Source organism: Thioclava pacifica DSM 10166, assembly GCF_000714535.1.
Classification (GTDB): domain Bacteria; phylum Pseudomonadota; class Alphaproteobacteria; order Rhodobacterales; family Rhodobacteraceae; genus Thioclava; species Thioclava pacifica.
Genome location: NZ_AUND01000023.1, coordinates 439827 through 460150 on the forward strand (window position 1 = coordinate 439827; position 20324 = coordinate 460150).

Sequence of the window (20324 nt, forward strand, 5' to 3'; positions counted from 1 at the left end):
TGCCGTCAACGGCGTCCCATCTCCCGGAGGTGAATGGTGACGCCAGAGGGGACAGCGCCCCTTAGCCGCGCGCCGCTTTCTCGGCGATGCCGGAGGTGCCTTCGCGACGTTCCAGCTCGGCCAGCACATCGGCCAGCGCCACGTCGCGCGCGGCCAGCATCACCAGCAGGTGATAGAGGACATCCGCGGCCTCATAGGTGAGGTTTTCGCGGTCATTCTTCGCAGCAGCGATGATCGCTTCCACCGCTTCCTCGCCAAATTTCTCCGCGCATTTCTCCGGCCCCTTGGCGAGCAACTTCGCGGTCCAGGAGGTCTCGGGGTCAGCGCCCTTGCGGCTTTCGATGGTCGCGGCGAGTTGGTCCAGAATGCTCATTGCAGCCTCATCGGGATGCCCGCGGCGGCCATGTGTTCCTTGGCCTCGCGGATCGTGTATTCACCGAAATGGAAGATCGAAGCCGCGAGCACGGCCGAGGCCCCGCCCTTCGTCACGCCTTCCACCAGATGGTCGAGATTGCCTACACCTCCGCTCGCGATCACCGGCACGTCCACGGCATCCGAGATCGCCTTCGTCAGTTCGAGGTTGAACCCCGCGCGTGTGCCGTCGCGATCCATCGAGGTCAGCAGGATTTCCCCGGCGCCTTTCGCGGTCACGGTACGGGCGAATTCCACCGCGTCGATGCCGGTGGGCTTGCGGCCGCCATGGGTGAAGATCTCCCAGCGGCCCGGTTCGACCGTCTTGGCGTCGATCGCGCAGACGATGCATTGCGAGCCGAAGCGGTCGGCGGCCTCGGTGATCACGTTCGGATCGGCCACGGCGGCTGAGTTGAACGAGACCTTGTCGGCGCCCGCCAGCAGCAGCGCGCGCACGTCGTCATGGGTGCGCACCCCGCCGCCCACGGTCAGCGGCATGAAGCATTGCTCGGCGGTGCGGGTCACCAGATCGAACATCGTGCCGCGGTTCTCATGGGTCGCGTGGATGTCGAGGAAGCACAGCTCGTCGGCGCCCGCCGCGTCATAGGCTTTCGCGGCCTCGACCGGATCGCCCGCGTCGATCAGGTTGACGAAGTTCACGCCTTTGACCACGCGGCCATCGGCCACGTCGAGGCAGGGGATGATGCGGGTCTTCAGCATGGGCGGGCTCCTTTGGCGCCTTCATAGCGTGCGGCCCGCCGAAGGCAAAGGGGGGTCAGAGCGCCTCGACCGGGCACTGGGGCAGCAGTTTGCGCACCATCGCGGCGCTGCACAGATCGGTCGCGGGCGTGGTGACGGCGGCCGAGGCCCCTGCGGCGCCATGTTGAAGCGCCTCGGGCAGAGATTTGCCGCGCGCGAGCGCCAGCGTGAAGGCGGCGACGAAACTGTCGCCCGCCCCGACCTTCGAGACGACCTTGACCGGGGCGGCCTTGGCGAACCAACGCCCCTCGCGGGTGGCCAGCACATTGCCATCCGCGCCGCGCGCCACGATCACCGCATGGGCGAGCCCGCGCGTCACGAGGCTTTGCGCGAAATCCGCGCTGTCGGCGCGCTCGGGCAAGGTGCGCCCGGCCAGTTCCTCGGCCTCCAGATCGTCCATGCGCAGCACGTCGGCGGGTTTGGCCTCGGCGCTGAGCAGGTTGTGCAGCGCCTTGCCGGAGGTGTCGAGAAAGAGCCGTGCGCGGGTGCGAGAGATCCGCGTTGCGAGCCTTGCGGGGAAATCATCGGGCACGCCGGGCGGCTGGCTGCCCGAAAGCACCACGATCCCGCCTTCGGGCGCGGCCCGCGCGATCCGGCCGAGAGCCTTGTTGACATCGGCCGAGCCCCAGTCCGGGCCGGGCATGACGAAGCGGTATTGCTCACCAGTGGCCTGATCGGTGGCGGTCAGGCTCATCCGGGTTTCGCCCGGCGCGGGGAAGGGGAAAAGGCCGATCCCGGCCTCTGCCAGAAGCCGCATCACCTTGTCGCCAGTGGTCCCGCCGAGCGCCACGAAGGCGGTGGAGTTGCCCCCGAGCGCGGAGATCGCGCGGCTCACATTGAGCCCGCCCCCGCCCGGATCGGTGAGCGGCCGGGTGCAGCGCAGCTTTCGCTCGGGCGTCACCATGTCGGCCTCGATCGCGAGATCAACGGTCGGGTTCAGCGTGATCGTCAGGATCGAGGTCATTACGCGCTCCGCGGCTGAGGTTGCCCCGGATCATCGCAGTTGTGCGCCCATGATCAAGGGCGCAGACAGGGTTGTGAAAACACAAGCGCGCCGCACGAAGATCGCGCGGCGCGCCTGCTCGGAGCTTATGCGTCCCGCTCAGACATTGAGCTGATAGGTCATCGGGTGGAAGTGGAACCCGTCGCCCTTGGCCTCGAGGTGACCGACGCCGGGGAAGGGCATGTGATAGCCGATGAAGGCCAGCCGATCCGCCGCGACCATGCCCAGAAGCGATTTGCGCGTTGCCGCCGCCGCTTCCTTGTCCATGTCGAATTTGACTTCCCAATCGGGCTTCTGAAGCGACCAGACATAGTGATTGGTCGTATCGGCCGCGAGCATCAGCCCCTTGCCACCCGACTCGAGCCGGAAGGCCATGTGGCCCGGCGTATGGCCGAAGGCTTCGACCGCGGTGATCCCCGAGACGACCGAATCGCCGCCCTTGAGGAAGCTCATCTTCTCGGCCAGCGGGCGCACCTTGGCCTCAAAATTGTCATTGCCCGCGGCGGCCCAGTGATCGAATTCGGTCTGGCCGGTGATATAGGCGGCATTGGCGAAGGTCGCGCCACCCTCTCCCATCAGTCCGCCGATATGGTCGCCATGCATATGGGTGATCACGACATGGGTGATCTCGTCGGCCGAGTGACCCGCGGCGGCGAGCGCCGAGGTGATGCCATCGGGCGAGAGGCCCGTATCGAAGAGAATCTTTTCCGAGCCGGTCTCAACCAGCGTGGGGGTGAAGAAATTCAGCGACTTGTCGGCGGGGATATAGGCGGCCTCCGAGACGGCCGCAAAATCCTCGGGGCTCGCATTCATGCCGAAGATCGTCTGCGGGTTTTCCAGCTCGCGCGTGCCTGCGAGCAGGGTCGTCACGGTCAGATCGCCCAGTTGCATCCGGCGGTAGCGCGGAATGGCGGGCGGGGCCTCGCCGGTCTGCGCGGCGGCACCGCTACCCGTGAGAAGGGCGGGGGCTGCCGGCAGGAGGGCGGCGGTCTTCAGCGCGGTTCGGCGGGTCATGAAGCTCCGGGTCATCTCGTCTCTCCCTGTTGGTTTTGGGTCTCCCATGGTCGAAGTCTAGCGCATCGCGCCGCTTCTACAGAGTCGTGAACGCAGCGTGAGCGGAATTGGTTCACTCCCACCAGCGGTCGATCGCGGAAATATCCTCATCCGACCAGCCCAGGTGATGGGCCAGCTCATGCACGAAGATATGGGTGACGAGCGTGCCGAGGCTCTCGTTGCCGCGCGAGACCCACTCGTCGAGGATCGGCCGGCGGAAGAGCCAGATCACATCCGCATGCCCGCCCGGATCCATCACGGATTTCTCGGTTAGGGGAATGCCGTCATAAAGCCCGGTGAGTTCGAACGGGTCTTCGATCCCGAGTTCGGCGAGCATCTCCTCGGAGGCGAAATCCTCGACCCGGACCGCCACGCCCTCGGCGGCCTTGGCAAAGGCTTCGGGAAGGGCAGCGCGCGCGGCCTCGGCCAGCGCCTCGATCTCCTCGATGCCCGGGGCCATTACATCCTGCCAATCGTCGCTCTCGCCCATCGTGTTCTCCAAGCCGTTCTGCATGCTCCGCATAGCCCCTCATATGGACAAACGGGCCGCTCTGTGAAAGAGCAGGCGCCAACAGGAGTTTGCCCAGATGACCACCGTTACCCGTTTCGCCCCGTCGCCCACCGGCTATATCCATGTCGGCAACCTGCGCACCGCGCTGATGAACTACCTGATCGCCCGCAAGACCGGCGGCACGTTCATCCTGCGCCTCGACGATACCGACCAGGAACGCTCGAAGCAGGAATATATTGACGCGCTGAAGCAGGATCTCGAATGGCTCGGCATCGAGTGGGACCGCGAGGAGCGCCAGTCGCTGCGTCTCGAGCGTTACGCCGAGGTGGCCGAAGAGCTGAAGGCGGCAGGCAAGCTCTACGAGTGTTTCGAGAGCCCGACCGAGCTGGACCTCAAACGCAAGAAGCAGCTCAACATGGGCAAGCCGCCGGTCTATGACCGCGCGTCGATGCATCTGTCGGAAGCCGAGAAAGAGGCGCTGCGCGCCGAGGGTAAGGAAGGCTACTGGCGCTTCAAGCTCGAACTCGAGCGCATCGAGTGGACCGATGGCATCCTCGGCGATCTGTCGATTGACGCGGCTTCGGTGTCGGACCCGGTGCTGATCAAGGCCTCGGGGCAGGTGCTCTATACCTTCGCCTCGCCAGTGGACGACGCGGATATGGGCATCACCCATATCGTGCGCGGTGGCGATCACGTCACCAACACCGCGACCCAGATCCAGATCATCGAAGCGATCGGCGGCAAGGTCCCGGCCTTCGCGCACCACTCGCTTCTGACTGGCCCGCAGGGTGAAGAGCTGTCGAAGCGCCTCGGTGCGCTCTCGATCCGCGATCTGCGCGCCGAAGGGATCGCCCCCGAAGCGCTGCTGTCGATGATGGCGCGTCTGGGCTCGAGCCAGCCGATCGAGCTGAAGATGTCGATCGACGAGCTGGCCGACGGGTTCGAGCTGAGCCAGTTCGGCTCGGCCCCCACCAAGTTCGACCGCAACGACCTGATCCCGTTGACCCGCGCGCGCAACCAGCATCTGCCCTTCTCGGTGGTGGCCGACCGCATCGCGGCGCTGGGTATCCCCGAGGATCAGCGCGAGCGCTTCTGGGCCGTGGCTTCGCAGAATATCGACACGCTCGACGATCTGGCCGGCTGGGCCGATCTGTGCCTGAACGGCGCCGAGCCCGCGATTGCCGAGGAGGATCGCGAGTTCATCGCGCAGGCGATGACCCTGCTGCCCGAGCCGCCTTACACCGAGACCACCTGGAAGGATTGGACCTCGGCGGTGAAGGACGCCACGGGGCGCAAGGGCAAGGGGCTGTTCATGCCGCTGCGCAAGGCCGTGACCGGCATGGATCACGGGCCGGACATGGGCGAGCTGATGCCGCTTCTGCACAAGGTGCGCGCCAAGGGCTGAGGGGCTCGGGCCATCGGCGCTCCGTGTCACCTTTGGAGCGAACCAAGCAGGATCGAAAAAGGGCGGCTCCGCGAGGGGCCGCCCTTTTTTCCATTGTGATAGCGATATGTCAGCCCTGATGGATCAGCGTGCCGAACAGCTTCGGATCGAGGCTCGCGCTGGCGAAGGTCGGCCCTTCGGTCAGCACCGCCACCGCGTCGTGGCTGTGCAGGCTTTCCTGATGGCTCGCGACAACGCGGAAATCGCCAACGCGCGGCTCGGCCAGCAGACGCTCGGCGAAGGCGCGCACGGCATCCTCGACGAAGATCGGGTTCGCGGCGTTCAGCTCGGCGAAGGCCTGTTCGTCCTCGCGCTTCACCATCACCTGCGTTTCGGTCGGTACGGCGGCGCGGGCAAGGTCGATGAGATCCTCGAACCAGAGAATATTGCCGGGCTCCACCACCGCCGAGATCCGCGCGACGGAGCGCTGCGAATGCGGCGTCGCAAGCTGGCCGCGCGTGGCACGCGCGTGTTCGGAGAGCTCCAGCGAACAGGGGCAGGTCGAGGAATAGACGTAGTCGAGATGGAGCACCTTCGTGCGCACGCCCGCGACGTCGATCACTTCCAGCGCGAGGTCGTAATATTGCCAGCCCTCCAGCCCCGAGCGCAGCGAAGGGCGCTTTACCGGGAAGGAGACGCGCATCATCAGCCGCGCATCGAAGCTTTCCAGATCGTCCTTGTAATCGTCGAGAGCGGCTTCCATCACCTCGAAGGAAAAGCTCTTCTCGGCATGGGCATAGAAGCTGCGCATCACGCGGCTCATGTTGATGCCCTTCTTGTCCGCCTCGAGGCTGACCGTGCCGGTGACCGAGGTCTCCAGCGTCAGATCGCCATTGTCGCGTGTCTTGAAGCGCACCGGCAGGCGGAAATTCGAGATCCCCACATGTTCGATCCGGGTATGGGCGCCCACGATCAGCGAGGACGGGCCGTTCTGCAGATCGGGCAGCGAGGCCTTGTAGGCGGGATCGACGGTGAAGCTCTCGTCATACTCGCGCGAAAGATCGGGATAGTTCGACACGGCATGACCCGGCAGAAGCCGCGCGATCGCCGGATCAAGCTGCGCCACCTCGACGGGATCGGCCTGCGCGGCCCATGCACGCAAGGTCTCGAGCGCCTCGCGGGCCTCGTCATTATCGGGGGTCTCGATCCTGCCTTGCACGTTCATATCCTGTCCTCCGGTCGGCCCGGTCCCGCCTGATATGGGCGTTATAGGGGCTTTGTCCAAGGAAATACGTGCAAATGCGGCAATCGGTTCACCGGATCAGACGGCGTCGAGCGCCTGCCTGATATCGGCGACCAGATCCGAGCCATCCTCGATCCCCATCGAAATCCGCACCAGACCCGGCGTGATCTTGATCGCGGCGCGCTCCTCGTCCGACAGGTTCTTGTGCGTCGTCGTCGCCGGGTGGGTGGCGATGGATTTCGCGTCGCCGAGGTTGTTCGAGATCGACACGATCTGCAGCGCGTTGAGGAAACGGAACGCCGCCTCCTTGCCGCCCTTCAGGTCCAGCGCGAGCATCGTGCCGCCCGAGCCCATCTGGTCCATCGCGAGCCCGTGCTGCGGATGATCCATCAGGCCGGGATAGACGGTGCGCGCGAGCTTCTCATGGCCCGCGACCGCCGCCGCCACCGCTGCCGCATTGCCCGCTTGCGCGCGCACGCGCAGATCGAGTGTCTGCAGCCCGTTCAGCAGCACCCAGGCGTGGAACGGGCTCATCGCGCCGCCGGTATGCTTGAGATACATCTCAAGCGGGCCGCGGACGAACTCCTTCGTGCCACAGACCACACCGCCAAGCACACGCCCGCCGCCGTCGATATGCTTGGTCGCGGAATAGACGATGACATCTGCGCCCAGCTCCACCGCGCGCGAGAAGATCGGCGAGGCGAAGGCATTGTCCACCACGACGCTTGCGCCGCCCTCGTGCGCGATCTTGGCCACGCCTGCAATGTCGATCACCTCAAGGCCGGGGTTCGAGACGCTCTCGAAGAAACAGATCTTCGTCTCGGGGCGCATCGCGGCGCGCCACTCATCGAGCTGCGTGCCGTCAACCAGCGTCACCGAGACGCCGAAGCCCTGAAGCACCTTGAGCACATGCAGGCAGGAGCCGAACATCTGCCGCGCGGCGACGATGTGATCACCCGCCGTCACCTGACAGGTCAGCGCACCATTGATCGCGGCCATGCCGGAAGCGCAAGCGAAAGCGTCCTCGGTGCCCTCGATCGCGGCCATGCGGTCCTCGAACATCCGCGTCGTGGGATTGCCGTAGCGCGCATAAATGAACTCGTCATCACCCGAGGCCAGGAAACGCGCCTCGGCGGCCTCGGCCGAGGGGTAGACGAAGCCCTGCGTCAGGAACATCGCCTCGGCCATCTCGCCATACTGGCTGCGGCGAATGCCGTCATGGACGAGTTTGGTGCGGATCTTGCGCTCGGTCATGGATGCCTCCTGCGGCTCTCTGTCGCGGCTTGCCGTTGCGATAACGCGGGCGCGAGACAGGGTCAACGCATAGCGGATCCGTTTGTCGTGCGCGGCGATCGCTTCAATACCCGTTCGCACAGATCCCTGTGCGTTCGGGCGTTTAAGCCCGTGGGAACCCGGAGAAAGAAAACTGCGTTGGCTATTCAGTTTTCCCAAGCGCATCCGCGCGAGCCCGAAATCCGAGTTCTGTCATGCCGCTCATCGAGGTCCAAGCCAGCACCGAACTCCCCGCCGAGGTAATCGCGCGGGCTGCGGCCCTGCCCGAAGACGCGCCGATCGTGATCATGATCCACGGCTACGGCTATGCGGCCGGGGTCGAGGGGCGCGATCCGCATGACCATATCCTCTCGCTCGATCCCAATTATCACCTGCACACCGCGGTGAGCTGGCCACGTGCTCTGGGCTTTGCGGGCAGCAATCCGGGCGAGGGGCTGGGCATTGCCTTTTCGTGGCAATCGACGGGGCGGCTGAGCCGGATTTACGACATGGCCGAAATCACGGCGCAGCGCCTTGCCCGGCTGATCGCGGCGTTGCATGCGGCCTCCGGGCGGCCGGTCGGGATCATCGCCCATTCTATGGGGTGCCGGGTCGCGTTGCGGGCGCTGCGCCACGCCCATTCCGGGCAGGTCGCGCGGATGGTGCTGCTCGCCGCGGCCGAGTTCCAGAGCCGCGCCGAAGAGGCAATGGACAGCCCCGCCGGGCGCAGCTGCGAGGTGCTCAACGTCACCAGCCGCGAGAACGACCTGTTCGATTTCCTCTTCGAACTGGGCGTGGCGCGCGGGCGTGAGAAAAGCCTTGGCAATGGCCTGTCCGCACCGCGGCGCAACTGGCTCGACCTGCAGATCGACGCGCCCGAGGTGATAGCGGTGCTGGAGGGTCTGGGCTACCCCGTTGCAGCTCCGGAAAAACGCATCTGCCATTTCTCCTGCTACATGCGCTCTGGGCTGTTCGATCTCTACCGTCAGGTGCTGCGCCAGCCCGAGCGGCTGCCGCTGCCCTTCCTCGCCGAGGCTCTTCCCAAGGCTCAGACGCCGCGCTGGTCACGACTTTTTGCGCGCAAACGCACAGCGCGCTTCGCCTTGCCTTCGCTCCAGCGCGGTGCAGATTGATCCCCGACACGCAACTGCGGAGGGACCATGATCGATCTCTATTACTGGCCGACGCCGAATGGCTGGAAAATCTCGATCGCGCTGGAAGAGATGGGCCTGCCCTATGAGACCCATCTGATCAATATCGGCGCGGGCGACCAGTTCAAACCCGAGTTTCTGAAGATCTCGCCGAATAACCGGATGCCTGCGATCGTGGACCCGGACGGGCCCGATGGCGCGCCGATCTCGATCTTCGAGAGCGGCGCGATCCTGCAATATCTCGCGCGCAAGACCGGCCAGTTCTACGGCGAGACCGCGCGCGAACGGATCGCGGTCGAGGAATGGCTGTTCTGGCAGGTCGGCGGGCTCGGCCCGATGGCGGGACAGGCGCATCACTTCCTGAAATACGCGCCGGGGCTGGAGCCGCCGCAGGACCTGCCCTATGCCAAGGATCGCTACCGGACCGAGACCGGGCGTCTTTACGGCGTGATGGATCGGAAACTGGCCGAGACCCGCTATCTCGCGGGCGATTTCTACTCGATCGCGGATATGGCGGCCTGGGGCTGGGCGTCGCTCTGGGAAGGCCAACAGCAGACGCTGGATGACAAACCGAACCTGAAGCGCTGGCTCGATGAGTTATCGGCGCGCCCTGCGGTGCAGAAGGGTCGCGCGCTGGCCGCCGATCGCCGCGGCGGCACGCAATCGAAAGAGGCGCAGAAGGTTCTGTTCAAGCGCTAAGCACTGTCTTGGGTCTGGCTCGGGCGACCAGCCCGGGCCGCGCCCGTCCGGCCTTCGCGATGCTCAGGCGTTCGCCGGGTCGTCCTTCCACTGGAAGGCCGCTTTGTCCCGGCTCACCCCTCCCCCCGGGAGGGCGCATTGGCGATGTCTCGCGGGTTCAAGCGACTTCCGGGCTTTTGAGATAAAGCGCCAAGCCAAATGCGGATCAAAGCGCCCACCCAAGGCTCGGGCGCGGCCCTCCTCACTTTTCTTCCGCCCCGTCCTCTTCGGCCTTGTCGATTCCGTATTTCTCGAAGAGCTTCGCCTGCGCCATGATGAAGCCGATCAGGATGATCGGCAGGCCGAAGGTCTTGAAATCGACCCAGATCTCGTCCGACATCGTGCGCCAGACGACCTCGTTGGCGACCGCGAGCGCGAGAAATAGCCCGACAAAGCGCTTGGTCAGGATCATCCAGCCCGCGTGCTCCATCGGCAGGGCCTCCTCCATCACGAGCTGCAACCACGCCTTGCCGCGCAAGAGCCCCGCACCGAGAATCCCCGCGAAAAGCAGGTAGATGATCGTAGGCTTCATCTTGAAGAAGGTCGGGTCGTTGAGCCAGACCGAGAGCCCGCCGAAGATCAGAACCAGCACCAGCGTCGCGATCTGCATCGCCGAAAGCTTGCCCGTCAGCCGCCACAGTACCAGCGTCGAAAACGCGATGAGCGGGATGAACAGGGCGGTCGCGACGACGAAACCGGAATACTCCCGCCCGAGGATCTCGTAGCTGCCATCCTTGAGCCGGTTGAAGGCGATGAAAAACACGATCAATGGCCCCCAGTCGAGGCCTGCCTTCACCCAGGGGGAAATCTTCTTTTCTGCCATCTGCCCTATTGTCCTGCCATTTCCACGATCACCGCGCCCACGGCGATCAATCCCATCAATGCTGTGCGCCGCGGCCCGACCTTCTCGCCCAGAACGAGCCAGGCGATGAGCGCGGCAAAGACCGTCGAGGTCTCGCGCAGCACCGCCGCCTCGCCGACCTTGTCGAGCCGGGTCGCTAGCATGATCGCTCCGAAGGAGAAATAGGCGACGATCGCGCCAATAACACCCCTTTTCATCAAGGGCACGATTTCCGAGCTGGGCAGCTTCGTCCAGCGTCGCGCTGTGATGATCGGCATGAACCAGCCATCGATGAAGAAGAACCACGCAAGGAAGGTGAAAGGATCGGCGGTCGCGCGGATCCCGTAGGCGTCATAGGTGGTATAGAGAGCGACGAACGCCCCGGTCGCCACAGCCAGCATCAACGCGGGCACCATCGTCTCACGATCGACGGTGATGGTGCGCAGGTTGTAAAGCGCAAGACCGTAGATCCCCGAGAGCAGCACCGCGACGCCCGCCCATTGCCCCAGCGTGAAATGCTCGCCGAAGATGATCCCGGCACCGATCACCGCGAACAGGGGACCGGTGCCGCGCACCACCGGGTAGACCACGGTATAGGCGCCGCGCGAATAGCTCATCGCCTGCAGCAGCTTGTAGCCGACATGGATGAAGAACACGCCAACGAAGATCGGCCACATGAAGGGCTCGGGCCAGGGCACAACGAACAGCGCGAAGGGCGCCGCGATAATGCCATAGCTCGCATCGATCGCCGCCCGGCTGAGCCAGGGATCGTGCCGGCCTTTCTGCAACGCGCCGAAGAGCGCATGCAGGAAGGCTGCGAGCAGCGCGAGGCTGAGGGCGAGATGTTTGCCGGTCTCGGTCCCGGCAACGGAGATGATCCAGTCGCTCAATGCGGAATCCTTCTGGAGTGGGTCCTTCAAGGGCGGGATCAGGGGGCGCTGCCCCCTCTGGCCTCACGGCCATTCACCCCCGGGATATTTGGAGCAGTTGGAAACCAAGACCACGTCTTTTTTCAACTGTCCGAAATATCCCGGGGGAGCGTGCCGGCGCGGGGGTGGCGCCCCCCTTACTGGTCGAGGAGCTTGGCCACCGCACGCAGCTCGAATTTCTGGATCTTGCCGGTGGATGTCTTGGGAAGCTCGGCGAAGACCACGCGTTTCGGGGTCTTGAAGCCTGCGAGCCGTTCGCGGCAGAACTTGATGATCTCGTCTTCGCTGGCTTCCGCACCTTCTTTCAGTTCGACGAAGGCGCAGGGCACCTCGCCCCATTTCTCGTCCGGTTTGGCGACCACGGAGGCCAGCGAGACCGCCGGGTGGGCCGCGATCACGCCCTCGACCTCGACCGAGGAGACGTTCTCGCCGCCCGAGATGATGATGTCCTTCGCGCGATCGGTGATCTTGATGTAGCCGTCGGGATGCATGAAGGCGATGTCGCCGGAATGGAACACGCCGCCCTCGAAGGCTTCCTGCGTGGCTTGCGGGTTCTTGTAATAGCCCTTCATCACCATGTTGCCGCGGAACACGATCTCACCGAGATGCTGGGCGTCGCGGGCGACCTCATGGCCCTGATCATGCACGGTGACCTGTTCGAGCATTGGCATCGAGACCCCGGTGCGCGCCTTGAGATCGGCGCGTTCCTCGCCGGTGGTGCTTTCCCAGGAGGGCTTCCAGGTGCATTCGACGGCCGGGCCGTAGGTCTCGGTCAGCCCGTAGACCTGCGTGACGTTGAAGCCCAGAGGTTCGATCGCGGCGAGCGTCGAGGCGGGCGGCGGTGCGCCGGCGGTGAAGACCTCGACGATATGATCGAAGGGGCGGCGGTGCTCCTCTTTCGCGTTGATGATCGTGTTGAGCACGATCGGGGCGCCGCCGAAATGCGTGACCCCATGATCGGCGATCGCGTCATAGATCGCCTTCGCGGTCACATCGCGGCAGCACACGACCGTGCCGCCCATCATCGGGATCATCCAGCCATGCGTCCACGAGTTGCAATGGAAGAGCGGCACGATGGTCAGCAGCACCGGGTAAAGCTGCATCCGCCACGAGATCGCATTGGCCTGCGTCGACAGATAGGCCCCGCGGTGGTGATAGACGACGCCCTTCGGTCGCCCCGTGGTCCCGGAGGTGTAGTTGAGCGCGATGCTTTCCCATTCGTCTTCGGGCATGATCCAGGAAAACATCGGATCGCCCTCGGCCACGAGCTCTTCATATTCGAGATAATGCCCGGTGGGGTCGAACCCGTGCTGGGGATCGGCCACCTCGACGATCTGCGGGGCAGGCCCCTTCATCTTTTTCACCGCCTCTTCGGCGAGTGGCAGGAAGGCGGTATCGCACAGCACGATCTTCGCGCCGCCATGCGCGAAGATATAGGCGATGGTGTCGACATCGAGACGGGTGTTGATCGCGTTGAGGATCGCGCCACAGGCGGGCACACCGAAATGCGCCTCCATCTGGGGCTGGGTGTTGGGAAGGATGGTGGCGACAACGTCGCCCGGGTTGACGCCCCGCGCCTTGAGGGCAGAGGCGAGCTGGCTGACGCGGGCGTGGTAGTCGAGATAGCTCAGCTGCGTTTTGCCATAGACCAGTGCCGTGCGCTCGGGAAAGACCTCCAGCGCGCGGTTGAGATGCGACAGCGGCGTGAGCGGCACGAAATTCGCCGCGCATTTCTCCAGACCCGTTTCGTCGGCAAGCCAGCCCATGAAAACCTCCTCCGTCTCAATTCGATGCGCATCTTCGGGGCATGCGCGGGGAAAGGGAAGAGGGATTGCGCAATCTTTCGCGACGGCTAGTCTCGCGCGCATGATCCTTTCGCGCGGTCGCCGCTTCATCTTCGTCCATATCCCGAAAACCGGCGGCACGGCATTGGCTCTGGCGCTCGAGGCGCGGGCGATGGCCGAGGATATCCTCGTGGGCGATACGCCGAAGGCACGCCGGCGCAAGCGGCGGCTCGAGGGGATCGAAACGGCGGGGCGGCTGTGGAAACATTCGACGCTGGCCGACGGGCTGGGGCTCTATACCGAGCAGGAGGCGCGGGAGTTCTTCACCTTCACCCTTGTGCGCAACCCCTGGGACCGGGTGGTGAGCTATTACCATTGGCTGCGCGAGCAGAGCTTTGATCACCCGGCGGTTGGGCTGGCCAAGGCGCATGGATTTTCGGCTTTCCTGCACCATCCCATGACGCAGGCTGCACTCGTTAACTCGCCTTATACGAGTTATGTGACTCTCCCCGAGGGAGAGGAGCGCTGCGATCTGTTCATCCGATTGGAGAATCAGGTCGAGGACGCCGCCCATTTGGAGACACATTTGGGCTTTTCGGTCGCGCCCTTTGCGCGTTGCAACGTCTCCGAGCGCGATCGCGACTGGCGGAAATACTACTCCGATGCCGATGCGGAGCTGATTTTACGCCTCTGCGCAGGCGATATCGCGCGTTTCGGCTATCGATTCTCGCTTTCCTGAAGGTTTTTCGCGAATTGCGACGGACTCACGGACCAATCACAGTCTCGTGAGGTCGATTACTGTCTAAAAGTTAGCTTTGCCACGTTTCTGCCTTTTTTTGGCCCCGGAAATTGCGCGGGAATCATTTCGAGTAGGGATTACGGGAAAACGTGGCCCAGCAGGCCTTTCAGAAGGAAGACGCTCATGTTCCGTAAAACCGCCAAGGCTTTGGAAGCGAAAATCGCCCATGGGTTGCGCGCGGCGGAGGCCTTTGGTGCGGAGAGCCCTGAGATCGGCCTCGCCGAGGGGATCGTCGCGGGAACACGGATCGCGACCCATATGGGCTGGCGTCCGGTCGAGGCGATCGCGGTGGGCGACGAGGTGATGACCTTTGATCACGGCATGCGCCCGGTCGCGGGAGTGAAGCGGTCGCAGCTCTGGATCGGTGGCGGCTCTTGCCCGGTGCATCTCCAGCCGCTCGCGGTTCCGGTGGGGGCGCTTGGCAACAAGACCGCGATGCTGCTGCTGCCCGAACAGAGCGTGCTGGTCGAAAGCGACATGGCCGAAGCGGTCTATGGCGACCCCTTCGCGCTGATCCCGGCCGCGGCGCTCGTAGGCTATCGCGGCATCGACCGCATCACGCCGCACCAGCGCGTCGAGGTCGTGGTGCTGGAATTCGAAGAGGACGAGGTGATCTACGCCAACGGTTCGGGCCTGATCCATTGCGCCTCCGTTCATGCAGACGGGATTGCCGCTCTCTTCGACGAGGAGATGCCGAGCTATGAGGCGCTGCCGCTCGAGATGGCGCGTTCGATCGTGTCGGGACTGATCGACGAGGAGGAGACCGCGCACGCTTACGCCTACGCGGCGGAGTGATCGGGCGAGACGCAGGAGCCCAACAGGCCGAGCAGAGAGACAGGACGCCGTGACCTTCGGGGCGCGGCGTTTCTCATTTGCGGCAAGAACCTGGCATGCGATCCACCGCTGAAACCGAAAACGCCGGAGCCTTGCGACCCCGGCGCCTCGAATAGGCCCGCGCGGCGGTAGGGAACCGTCGCCCCGCGCGAGCCGCCATCTTCCGCGATCAGGCGGCTTTCGCAGCCTGACCCTCGCCGTAGCGGCCGTAGAAGGTCTCACCCTTGGCTGCGATGTCGCGCAGCAGGGCCGGGGCCTCGAAGCGCGGCCCGTATTGGGCGGTGAGCGCCTCGCAGATTTCCACGGCCTTGCCAGCGCCGATGATGTCGAGCCAGGAGAACGGGCCGCCCGACCACGGCGCAAAGCCCCAGCCGAGGATCGCGCCGACATCGCCTTCGCGGATGTCTTCCAGAACGCCCTGCTCAAACGCGCGCACGGCTTCCAGCACCTGCGCCATCAGCAGGCGATGCTGGACGTGATGCACATCGGGCTGCTCGTCGGCGCGCGGGTATTGCGCGTCGAGACCGTCCCAGAGACCCTGACGTTTGCCCTTCTCGTCATAGTCGTAGAAGCCCGCGTTGGACTTGCGGCCCATCCGACCCTCATCGGCCATCCAGAACAGCACGTCATCGACCGCGCCATCCGGGTAGGCATCGCCCATCGCGGCCTTGGTGGCCTTGGCGATCTTCACCCCGAGGTCGATCGAGGTCTCATCGACCAGTTGCAGCGGCCCCAGCGGCATGCCCACCATCGTCGCGGCATGTTCCACCAGCGTTGGGTTCACCCCCTCAGACACCATGCGGATGCCCTCGTTGATGTAAGGGATGATGCAGCGGTTGGCGTAGAAGAAGCGCGCATCGTTCACGACGATCGGCGTCTTGCGGATCTGGCGTACGAAATCGAGCGCCTTCGCCACGGCTGTCGGGCCGGTCTGCGCGCCCTTGATGATCTCCACCAGCATCATCTTGTCGACGGGCGAGAAGAAGTGGATGCCGATGAACTGCTCGGGACGCGCGCTGGCCTTGGCCAGTTCGGTGATCGGCAGGGTCGAGGTGTTGGTCGCGAAGATCGCGTCAGCCGGGATCACGGCCTCGGCCTTCTTGGTGACCTCGGCCTTGACGCCGACATCCTCGAACACCGCCTCCACGATCAGGTCGCAGCCTTCCAGCGCGGCGTAATCGGTGGTCGCGTTGATCAGGCCCAGCACCTTCGCCTTGCCTTCCTCGGTGACCTTCTTGCGCGAGATCCCCTTGTCGAGGATGCCCTCGGAATAGGACTTCCCGCGATCGGCGGCTTCCTGGCTGTTGTCGATCAGCACGACCTCGATGCCAGCCTTGGCCGAGACATAGGCGATACCCGCGCCCATCATGCCAGCGCCGAGGATACCGACCTTCTTCACCCTCTGATCGGGCACGTCGGGGCGGTTCGCGCCTTTCTCCAGCGCGCCCTTGTTGATGAAGAGCGACCGGATCATCGCGGTCGAGGACGGGTTCATCAGAACGTTGGTGAACCAGCGCGCCTCGATTTTCAGCGCCTGATCGAAGGGCACGAGCGCGCCTTCATAGACCGCCGACAGCAGCGCCTTGGCCGCCGGATAGACGCCCGCGGTCTTGCCATGCACCATCGCGGAAGCGCCGACGAAGGTCATGAAGCCCGCCGGGTGATAGGGTGCGCCGCCGGGCATCTTGTAGCCCTTGGCATCCCACGGCTTCACCAGATCGGCGTCCTTGGCGGCCAAAACCCATTCTTTCGCGGCCGCGAGCGGATCTTCGACGACCTCGTCGATCAGGCCCGCGGCTTTCGCCTTCTTCGGGTCCGAGAGCTTTCCTTCGAGCAGGAAGGGCGCCGCGACCATCGCACCGAGCTTGCGCGCGAGGCGCGTCGTGCCACCGCCGCCGGGGAAGATGCCGACCATGATCTCGGGCAGGCCGATCTTCGCCTTCGGATTGTCGGCGGCAAAGATGCGGTGCGTGGACAGCGGTAGTTCCAGACCAATGCCAAGCGCGGTGCCCGGGATCGCGGTCGCGATCGGCTTGCCGCCCTTGTTTGTCTTCGGATCCATGCCCGCGCGCTCGATCTTGCGCAGGACATGGTGCATCTGCATCACGCCATCGAAGATCGCCTGCGCGCCGCCCTTGCGCATCTCGGCGATGACGTTGAGGTCCATGCCGCCCGCGAAATCGGGCTTGCCCGAGGTGATGACTACGCCCTTCACGGCGTCATCGGCCAGCGCGGTGTCGATGAAGCTGTCGAGAAGCGCGAAGCCCTCCATGCTCATAACGTTCATCGACTTCTCGGGCACGTCCCAAGTGATGACGGCAACGCCGTCGCTGCCAAGTTCGTATTTGAAATCAGCCATTTGTTCCTCCCTCACACGCGCTCGATGATGGTCGCGGCGCCCATGCCGGACGCGACGCAAAGCGTGGCCAGACCGGTCGACAGGTCGCGGCGCTCCAGCTCATCCAGAAGCGTGCCGATGATGATCGCGCCGGTGGCGCCGAGCGGGTGGCCAAGCGCGATCGCGCCGCCATTGACGTTGACCTTGTCGGCATCGACCTGGAAGGCCTGCATGAAGCGCAGCACGACAGCCGCAAACGCCTCGTTCACCTCGAAGAGGTCGATATCCGAGATCGACATGCCGCTATCGGCCAGGATCTTCTCGGTCACCGGAACCGGGCCGGTCAGCATGATCGTCGGATCGGTGCCGATCTTCGCGGTGGCGCGGATGCGCGCGCGCGGCTTGAGGCCGTGGGCCTCGCCGAATTCCTTGTTGCCGATCAGGATCGCCGCAGCCCCGTCCACAATGCCCGACGAGTTGCCCGCGTGGTGGACGTGGTTGATATGATCGAGATGGGGGTATTTCAGCATCGCGACCTTGTCGAAGCCCGGCATCACCTCGCCCATGTCCTTGAACGAGGGCTTGAGCGCGCCGAGGCTGTCCATCGTCGTGCCCGGCCGCACGAATTCGTCGTGATCGAGGATCACGAGCCCGTTCTGGTCCTTCACCGGCACGATGGATTTGGCGAAACGGTTGTCCTTGATCGCCTCAGCCGCGCGGCGCTGCGATTCCACGCCGAGCGCGTCCACGTCTTCGCGGCTAAACCCGTATTCGGTGGCGATGATATCGGCCGAGATGCCCTGCGGGACGAAATAGGTCTTCATCGCCAGCGTCGGATCCACGGCGATCGCCGCCCCGTCCGAGCCCATCGCGACGCGGCCCATCATCTCGACGCCGCCCGCGATATAGCCCATGCCCGCGCCGCCCTTGATCTGGTTCGCGGCGAGGTTCACGGCTTCCATGCCGCTCGCGCAGAAGCGGTTGATCGAGAGGCCCGGAATGCGCTCGTCGAGATCCGACAGCAGCACCGCCGAGCGCGCCAGACAGCCGCCCTGTTCCATCACCTGGGTCGCGTTGCCCCAGATCACGTCCTCGACCGCGTGACCTTCGAGGCCGTTGCGCTCCTTGACCGCGTTCAGCAGCCGCGCCGACAGCGCGACCGAGCTGACCTCGTGCAGCGAGCCATCCTTGCGGCCCTTGCCCCGCGGCGTGCGGGCTGCGTCATAGATATAGGCTTCCGTCATAGTTCCTCCTCACGCCCGGTCGGAAGGGTTGCCGGGCATCAAATCATAGGGGTGTTTCCAACCGGGCAGGGCGGCGATGCCGTCCAGCCAGCGGTCGAGATTGGGGAAATCCTTGCGGTCGAACCCAAAGGGTTCGGGGTAGTAGAGGTAGCCGCAGCAGGCGAAATCGGCGAGGCTCGGGGCGTCACCCACAACCCAGTCGCGGCCCTCCATATGGCGCTCCAAAGTTTTCAGTGCTGTCAGCACGCGGCCCTTCAGCCAGCCGATCGCCTCCTGCGGGCGCTTCGCCTCGGGCAGGAAGTTCATCAGGAAGCGGAGCGAGCCCTGCTGGCCCGTGCCTTTCTGCGCGTCCCAGAACAGCCAGCGCATCATCTCCTGCCGGTCGTCCGCAAGGAACTTCCCGGTCTTCTCGGCCACATGAAGCTGGATCACGCAGGACTGCGACAGCGTCAGATCGCCCTCGGTGAACACCGGCGCCTCGGCCATCTCGTTGAGCGCCTGATATTCGGGGCTGCGCGCCTCGCCGTTGAAGAAATCGACATAGACGGGCTCCCAATCGTAGCCCGCAAGCTCCATCGTGAGCGCCGCCTTATAGGCATTGCCGGACTCGCCGAAGCAATAAAGCTTTGCCACCATCGTCACAGACCTCCCTGATCCTGGGCCCAATCTGGCCCCTAAGTGACGCGAACGTAAGCCCCTTGCGGGCTTCGCGCCGCAACGTCATTCGAACACGACGTTGCGTTCAACGCGAGGGCAAGGCGCGCGTTCCGTCGCGGGAGGTGACGGCAGGGTGAACGGTGCGAAAGCCGGGTGGTGGCGGTCTAGTTCACCGCCTCCATCGTGCCCGAGGGGAAGGTGATCCCTTCGAAATCGGGATAGACCTTGCGCAGGACGGCAAGTTGCGCGGGGCTGTCGATGCGCACGAGATACCATTCCTCGCCATCCTTCAGCGCCAGCGTGGTGTTCGTCGCGCGGATCTTGCCGACATTGGGCGCTTCCATCACCGACTCAGTCGGGATCTTGGCATAGGCGCGGCCCGAGGAGGTTTCGCCCGTCTCCATCGCGGCGGTATCCATCTTGAAGCTGTCCATCTTCACCGTGGCCATCGCCTCGGTGATCTGCTTGGACATCGCCGCCTCGAGCGCCTCGATCGGCATCCCGGCCTGATCGGCGATCACCTGCATCATCTTCGGCGGAACAGTGTCGAAGAAGACGGCGTAATCCTTCTTCTCGACCGCCTTTTCAAAGCCCGCGACCTCCTGCGTGACCGCGTTGCGATCAGCGGCGTCGAAGGCCGCGGCGGGCAGGGCGGAGGCGAGGATCAGGGCGAGGACAAGGGAGAAACGGGGCATGGTCGGGCCTTCCATCAGGATTTGCGCGCGTCGAGCTCGGCCTTGAAGAGCCGCAGCCGGTGATTGAGGTTTTCGTGATCGGTGACCGAGTTGAAATGCTCGAAGAGGAAAGTCAGCGCCTCGTCGGGCGTGATCCCGGCCTCCTGGGCAAAGCGGTTGAGCTGGCGATAGGCGTCATTCGTCATCGCGACCGGAAAGCGGCGCGTCAGGCGCAGGCGTTTGGGCATCAGTTTTCCTTGGATTGGTGCGAGACCACCACGGCGAGCAATTCCGGCCGGGTGGTATGGGCGGGCAGGGAGGGCAGCGCGTCGAGCCAGCCCTTGCGGGCCTCCATCCCGCCCTGATCTTGCGGACGGAACGGGAAGTCCGGGCTCAGGCACCCGGCCATGAATTCGAAGGTGTCATCGGTGCGCAGGTAGAGCGGGGTGCCGCAGGTCGGGCAGAAGCCGCGCTGCGAGATGTTCGAGCTGGCCCATTCCGTCGGTGCCGCGCCTTCCCAGAAGACGCGGGCGGCCGGAACCTCGTAGAGCGGCGCGAAGGCGTTGCCGGTGGCGCGCTGGCACATCCGGCAATGGCAGAGCCCGGCCTTGCCGGGACCGGCCGTGATGGTGAAGCGGATCGCCCCGCATTGGCAGCCGCCTTGGGTCTGCGGATGGTCTTGCGGGGCGTCGGTCAAGG

At 64.7% G+C, this 20324-nt stretch carries 21 protein-coding genes; 5 read left to right on the plus strand and 16 right to left on the minus strand.

Going from position 1 to position 20324, the window contains the following annotated elements; all coding sequences use genetic code 11:
* Positions 1 to 61: 61 nt before the first annotated feature.
* The 5 genes from TP2_RS11385 to TP2_RS11405 form a co-directional block, all read right to left on the minus strand.
* Positions 62 to 373: a phosphoribosyl-ATP diphosphatase gene (locus tag TP2_RS11385; RefSeq protein ID WP_038077338.1), complete on the minus strand. Its 312-nt coding sequence runs from the start codon at positions 371 to 373 to the stop codon at positions 62 to 64.
* Positions 370 to 1131, minus strand: coding sequence for an imidazole glycerol phosphate synthase subunit HisF (hisF, locus tag TP2_RS11390; protein ID WP_038077339.1), 762 nt, complete (start codon positions 1129 to 1131; stop codon positions 370 to 372). The genes TP2_RS11385 and hisF overlap by 4 nt, the downstream gene beginning before the upstream one ends.
* Positions 1132 to 1186: 55 nt before the next feature.
* Positions 1187 to 2134 (minus strand): 1-phosphofructokinase family hexose kinase, encoded by a 948-nt coding sequence (locus tag TP2_RS11395; RefSeq protein WP_038077340.1) that lies wholly within the window; start codon positions 2132 to 2134, stop codon positions 1187 to 1189.
* 138 nt (positions 2135 to 2272) lie between these two features.
* The gene (locus TP2_RS11400) at positions 2273 to 3202 is read right to left on the minus strand and encodes an MBL fold metallo-hydrolase (RefSeq protein ID WP_038077342.1); all 930 of its coding nucleotides are present in this window, start codon (positions 3200 to 3202) and stop codon (positions 2273 to 2275) included.
* A gap of 97 nt (positions 3203 to 3299) precedes the next feature.
* A complete protein-coding gene (locus TP2_RS11405; RefSeq protein ID WP_240473749.1) occupies positions 3300 to 3740 on the minus strand; it encodes a metallopeptidase family protein in 441 nt (146 codons plus the stop codon).
* 73 nt (positions 3741 to 3813) lie between these two features.
* On the opposite strand from TP2_RS11405, the gene gltX reads away from it, so the two are divergent.
* On the plus strand, positions 3814 to 5142 hold the full coding sequence (gene gltX / locus TP2_RS11410) for a glutamate--tRNA ligase (protein WP_038077343.1): 1329 nt from the start codon (positions 3814 to 3816) through the stop codon (positions 5140 to 5142).
* A gap of 109 nt (positions 5143 to 5251) precedes the next feature.
* Here the strand turns inward: gltX and folE2 are convergent, their stop codons facing one another.
* The gene (gene folE2, locus TP2_RS11415) at positions 5252 to 6346 is read right to left on the minus strand and encodes a GTP cyclohydrolase FolE2 (RefSeq protein WP_038077344.1); all 1095 of its coding nucleotides are present in this window, start codon (positions 6344 to 6346) and stop codon (positions 5252 to 5254) included.
* Between the two features lie 96 nt (positions 6347 to 6442).
* The gene (locus TP2_RS11420; protein ID WP_038077345.1) at positions 6443 to 7618 is read right to left on the minus strand and encodes an aminotransferase class I/II-fold pyridoxal phosphate-dependent enzyme; all 1176 of its coding nucleotides are present in this window, start codon (positions 7616 to 7618) and stop codon (positions 6443 to 6445) included.
* 233 nt (positions 7619 to 7851) lie between these two features.
* Here TP2_RS11420 and TP2_RS11425 point away from each other — a divergent pair, with 233 nt between their 5' ends.
* Both TP2_RS11425 and TP2_RS11430 read left to right on the plus strand, forming a co-directional pair.
* On the plus strand, positions 7852 to 8769 hold the full coding sequence (locus TP2_RS11425; RefSeq protein WP_051692512.1) for an alpha/beta fold hydrolase: 918 nt from the start codon (positions 7852 to 7854) through the stop codon (positions 8767 to 8769).
* 27 nt (positions 8770 to 8796) lie between these two features.
* Entirely contained in the window at positions 8797 to 9486 is a 690-nt protein-coding gene (locus TP2_RS11430; RefSeq protein WP_038077346.1) for a glutathione S-transferase N-terminal domain-containing protein, read from the plus strand.
* Between the two features lie 241 nt (positions 9487 to 9727).
* Here the strand turns inward: TP2_RS11430 and TP2_RS11435 are convergent, their stop codons facing one another.
* The 3 genes from TP2_RS11435 to TP2_RS11445 all read right to left on the minus strand — a co-directional run bounded on the left by TP2_RS11435 (position 9728) and on the right by TP2_RS11445 (position 13061).
* Complete coding sequence (locus tag TP2_RS11435; RefSeq protein ID WP_038077347.1) at positions 9728 to 10348, minus strand: inner membrane-spanning protein YciB; 621 nt, start codon at positions 10346 to 10348, stop codon at positions 9728 to 9730.
* Between the two features lie 5 nt (positions 10349 to 10353).
* Positions 10354 to 11256, minus strand: a complete 903-nt coding sequence (locus TP2_RS11440; protein WP_038077348.1) for an EamA family transporter — start codon at positions 11254 to 11256, stop codon at positions 10354 to 10356.
* A gap of 176 nt (positions 11257 to 11432) precedes the next feature.
* Complete coding sequence (locus tag TP2_RS11445) at positions 11433 to 13061, minus strand: AMP-binding protein (protein ID WP_038077349.1); 1629 nt, start codon at positions 13059 to 13061, stop codon at positions 11433 to 11435.
* A 100-nt stretch (positions 13062 to 13161) separates the two neighbouring features.
* Between TP2_RS11445 and TP2_RS11450 the strand changes: the two genes are divergently transcribed.
* Together TP2_RS11450 and TP2_RS11455 are read left to right on the plus strand one after the other, a co-directional pair.
* Positions 13162 to 13818, plus strand: coding sequence for a sulfotransferase family 2 domain-containing protein (locus tag TP2_RS11450; protein ID WP_038077351.1), 657 nt, complete (start codon positions 13162 to 13164; stop codon positions 13816 to 13818).
* A gap of 183 nt (positions 13819 to 14001) precedes the next feature.
* Entirely contained in the window at positions 14002 to 14673 is a 672-nt protein-coding gene (locus tag TP2_RS11455; RefSeq protein WP_051692514.1) for a Hint domain-containing protein, read from the plus strand.
* 208 nt (positions 14674 to 14881) lie between these two features.
* On the opposite strand, the gene TP2_RS11460 is transcribed toward TP2_RS11455, so the two are convergent.
* The 6 genes from TP2_RS11460 to TP2_RS11485 all read right to left on the minus strand — a co-directional run bounded on the left by TP2_RS11460 (position 14882) and on the right by TP2_RS11485 (position 20322).
* Entirely contained in the window at positions 14882 to 17071 is a 2190-nt protein-coding gene (locus TP2_RS11460; RefSeq protein WP_038077352.1) for a 3-hydroxyacyl-CoA dehydrogenase NAD-binding domain-containing protein, read from the minus strand.
* Between the two features lie 11 nt (positions 17072 to 17082).
* Positions 17083 to 18294, minus strand: coding sequence for an acetyl-CoA C-acetyltransferase (locus TP2_RS11465; protein ID WP_038077353.1), 1212 nt, complete (start codon positions 18292 to 18294; stop codon positions 17083 to 17085).
* Between the two features lie 9 nt (positions 18295 to 18303).
* Positions 18304 to 18930, minus strand: coding sequence for a glutathione S-transferase family protein (locus TP2_RS11470; RefSeq protein ID WP_038077355.1), 627 nt, complete (start codon positions 18928 to 18930; stop codon positions 18304 to 18306).
* 185 nt (positions 18931 to 19115) lie between these two features.
* Entirely contained in the window at positions 19116 to 19646 is a 531-nt protein-coding gene (locus TP2_RS11475) for a hypothetical protein (RefSeq protein ID WP_038077776.1), read from the minus strand.
* Between the two features lie 14 nt (positions 19647 to 19660).
* Positions 19661 to 19873 carry a hypothetical protein gene (locus tag TP2_RS11480; RefSeq protein ID WP_038077356.1) on the minus strand — a complete coding sequence of 71 codons (213 nt, stop codon included), beginning with the start codon at positions 19871 to 19873 and terminating at the stop codon, positions 19661 to 19663.
* Positions 19873 to 20322 (minus strand): GFA family protein, encoded by a 450-nt coding sequence (locus tag TP2_RS11485; RefSeq protein WP_038077357.1) that lies wholly within the window; start codon positions 20320 to 20322, stop codon positions 19873 to 19875. Before TP2_RS11485 ends, TP2_RS11480 begins: the two co-directional genes overlap by 1 nt.
* Positions 20323 to 20324 lie beyond the last annotated feature (2 nt).

Bases quoted from the DNA above. Each gene is read 5' to 3' on its own strand.
- TP2_RS11385 (WP_038077338.1), bottom strand. From the start codon at position 373: ATGAGCATTCTGGACCAACTCGCCGCGACCATCGAAAGCCGCAAGGGC.
- hisF (WP_038077339.1), bottom strand. From the start codon at position 1,131: ATGCTGAAGACCCGCATCATCCCCTGCCTCGACGTGGCCGATGGCCGC.
- TP2_RS11395 (WP_038077340.1), bottom strand. From the start codon at position 2,134: ATGACCTCGATCCTGACGATCACGCTGAACCCGACCGTTGATCTCGCG.
- TP2_RS11400 (WP_038077342.1), bottom strand. From the start codon at position 3,202: ATGACCCGGAGCTTCATGACCCGCCGAACCGCGCTGAAGACCGCCGCC.
- TP2_RS11405 (WP_240473749.1), bottom strand. From the start codon at position 3,740: ATGCAGAACGGCTTGGAGAACACGATGGGCGAGAGCGACGATTGGCAG.
- gltX (WP_038077343.1), top strand. From the start codon at position 3,814: ATGACCACCGTTACCCGTTTCGCCCCGTCGCCCACCGGCTATATCCAT.
- folE2 (WP_038077344.1), bottom strand. From the start codon at position 6,346: ATGAACGTGCAAGGCAGGATCGAGACCCCCGATAATGACGAGGCCCGC.
- TP2_RS11420 (WP_038077345.1), bottom strand. From the start codon at position 7,618: ATGACCGAGCGCAAGATCCGCACCAAACTCGTCCATGACGGCATTCGC.
- TP2_RS11425 (WP_051692512.1), top strand. From the start codon at position 7,852: ATGCCGCTCATCGAGGTCCAAGCCAGCACCGAACTCCCCGCCGAGGTA.
- TP2_RS11430 (WP_038077346.1), top strand. From the start codon at position 8,797: ATGATCGATCTCTATTACTGGCCGACGCCGAATGGCTGGAAAATCTCG.
- TP2_RS11435 (WP_038077347.1), bottom strand. From the start codon at position 10,348: ATGGCAGAAAAGAAGATTTCCCCCTGGGTGAAGGCAGGCCTCGACTGG.
- TP2_RS11445 (WP_038077349.1), bottom strand. From the start codon at position 13,061: ATGGGCTGGCTTGCCGACGAAACGGGTCTGGAGAAATGCGCGGCGAAT.
- TP2_RS11450 (WP_038077351.1), top strand. From the start codon at position 13,162: ATGATCCTTTCGCGCGGTCGCCGCTTCATCTTCGTCCATATCCCGAAA.
- TP2_RS11455 (WP_051692514.1), top strand. From the start codon at position 14,002: ATGTTCCGTAAAACCGCCAAGGCTTTGGAAGCGAAAATCGCCCATGGG.
- TP2_RS11460 (WP_038077352.1), bottom strand. From the start codon at position 17,071: ATGGCTGATTTCAAATACGAACTTGGCAGCGACGGCGTTGCCGTCATC.
- TP2_RS11465 (WP_038077353.1), bottom strand. From the start codon at position 18,294: ATGACGGAAGCCTATATCTATGACGCAGCCCGCACGCCGCGGGGCAAG.
- TP2_RS11470 (WP_038077355.1), bottom strand. From the start codon at position 18,930: ATGGTGGCAAAGCTTTATTGCTTCGGCGAGTCCGGCAATGCCTATAAG.
- TP2_RS11475 (WP_038077776.1), bottom strand. From the start codon at position 19,646: ATGCCCCGTTTCTCCCTTGTCCTCGCCCTGATCCTCGCCTCCGCCCTG.
- TP2_RS11480 (WP_038077356.1), bottom strand. From the start codon at position 19,873: ATGCCCAAACGCCTGCGCCTGACGCGCCGCTTTCCGGTCGCGATGACG.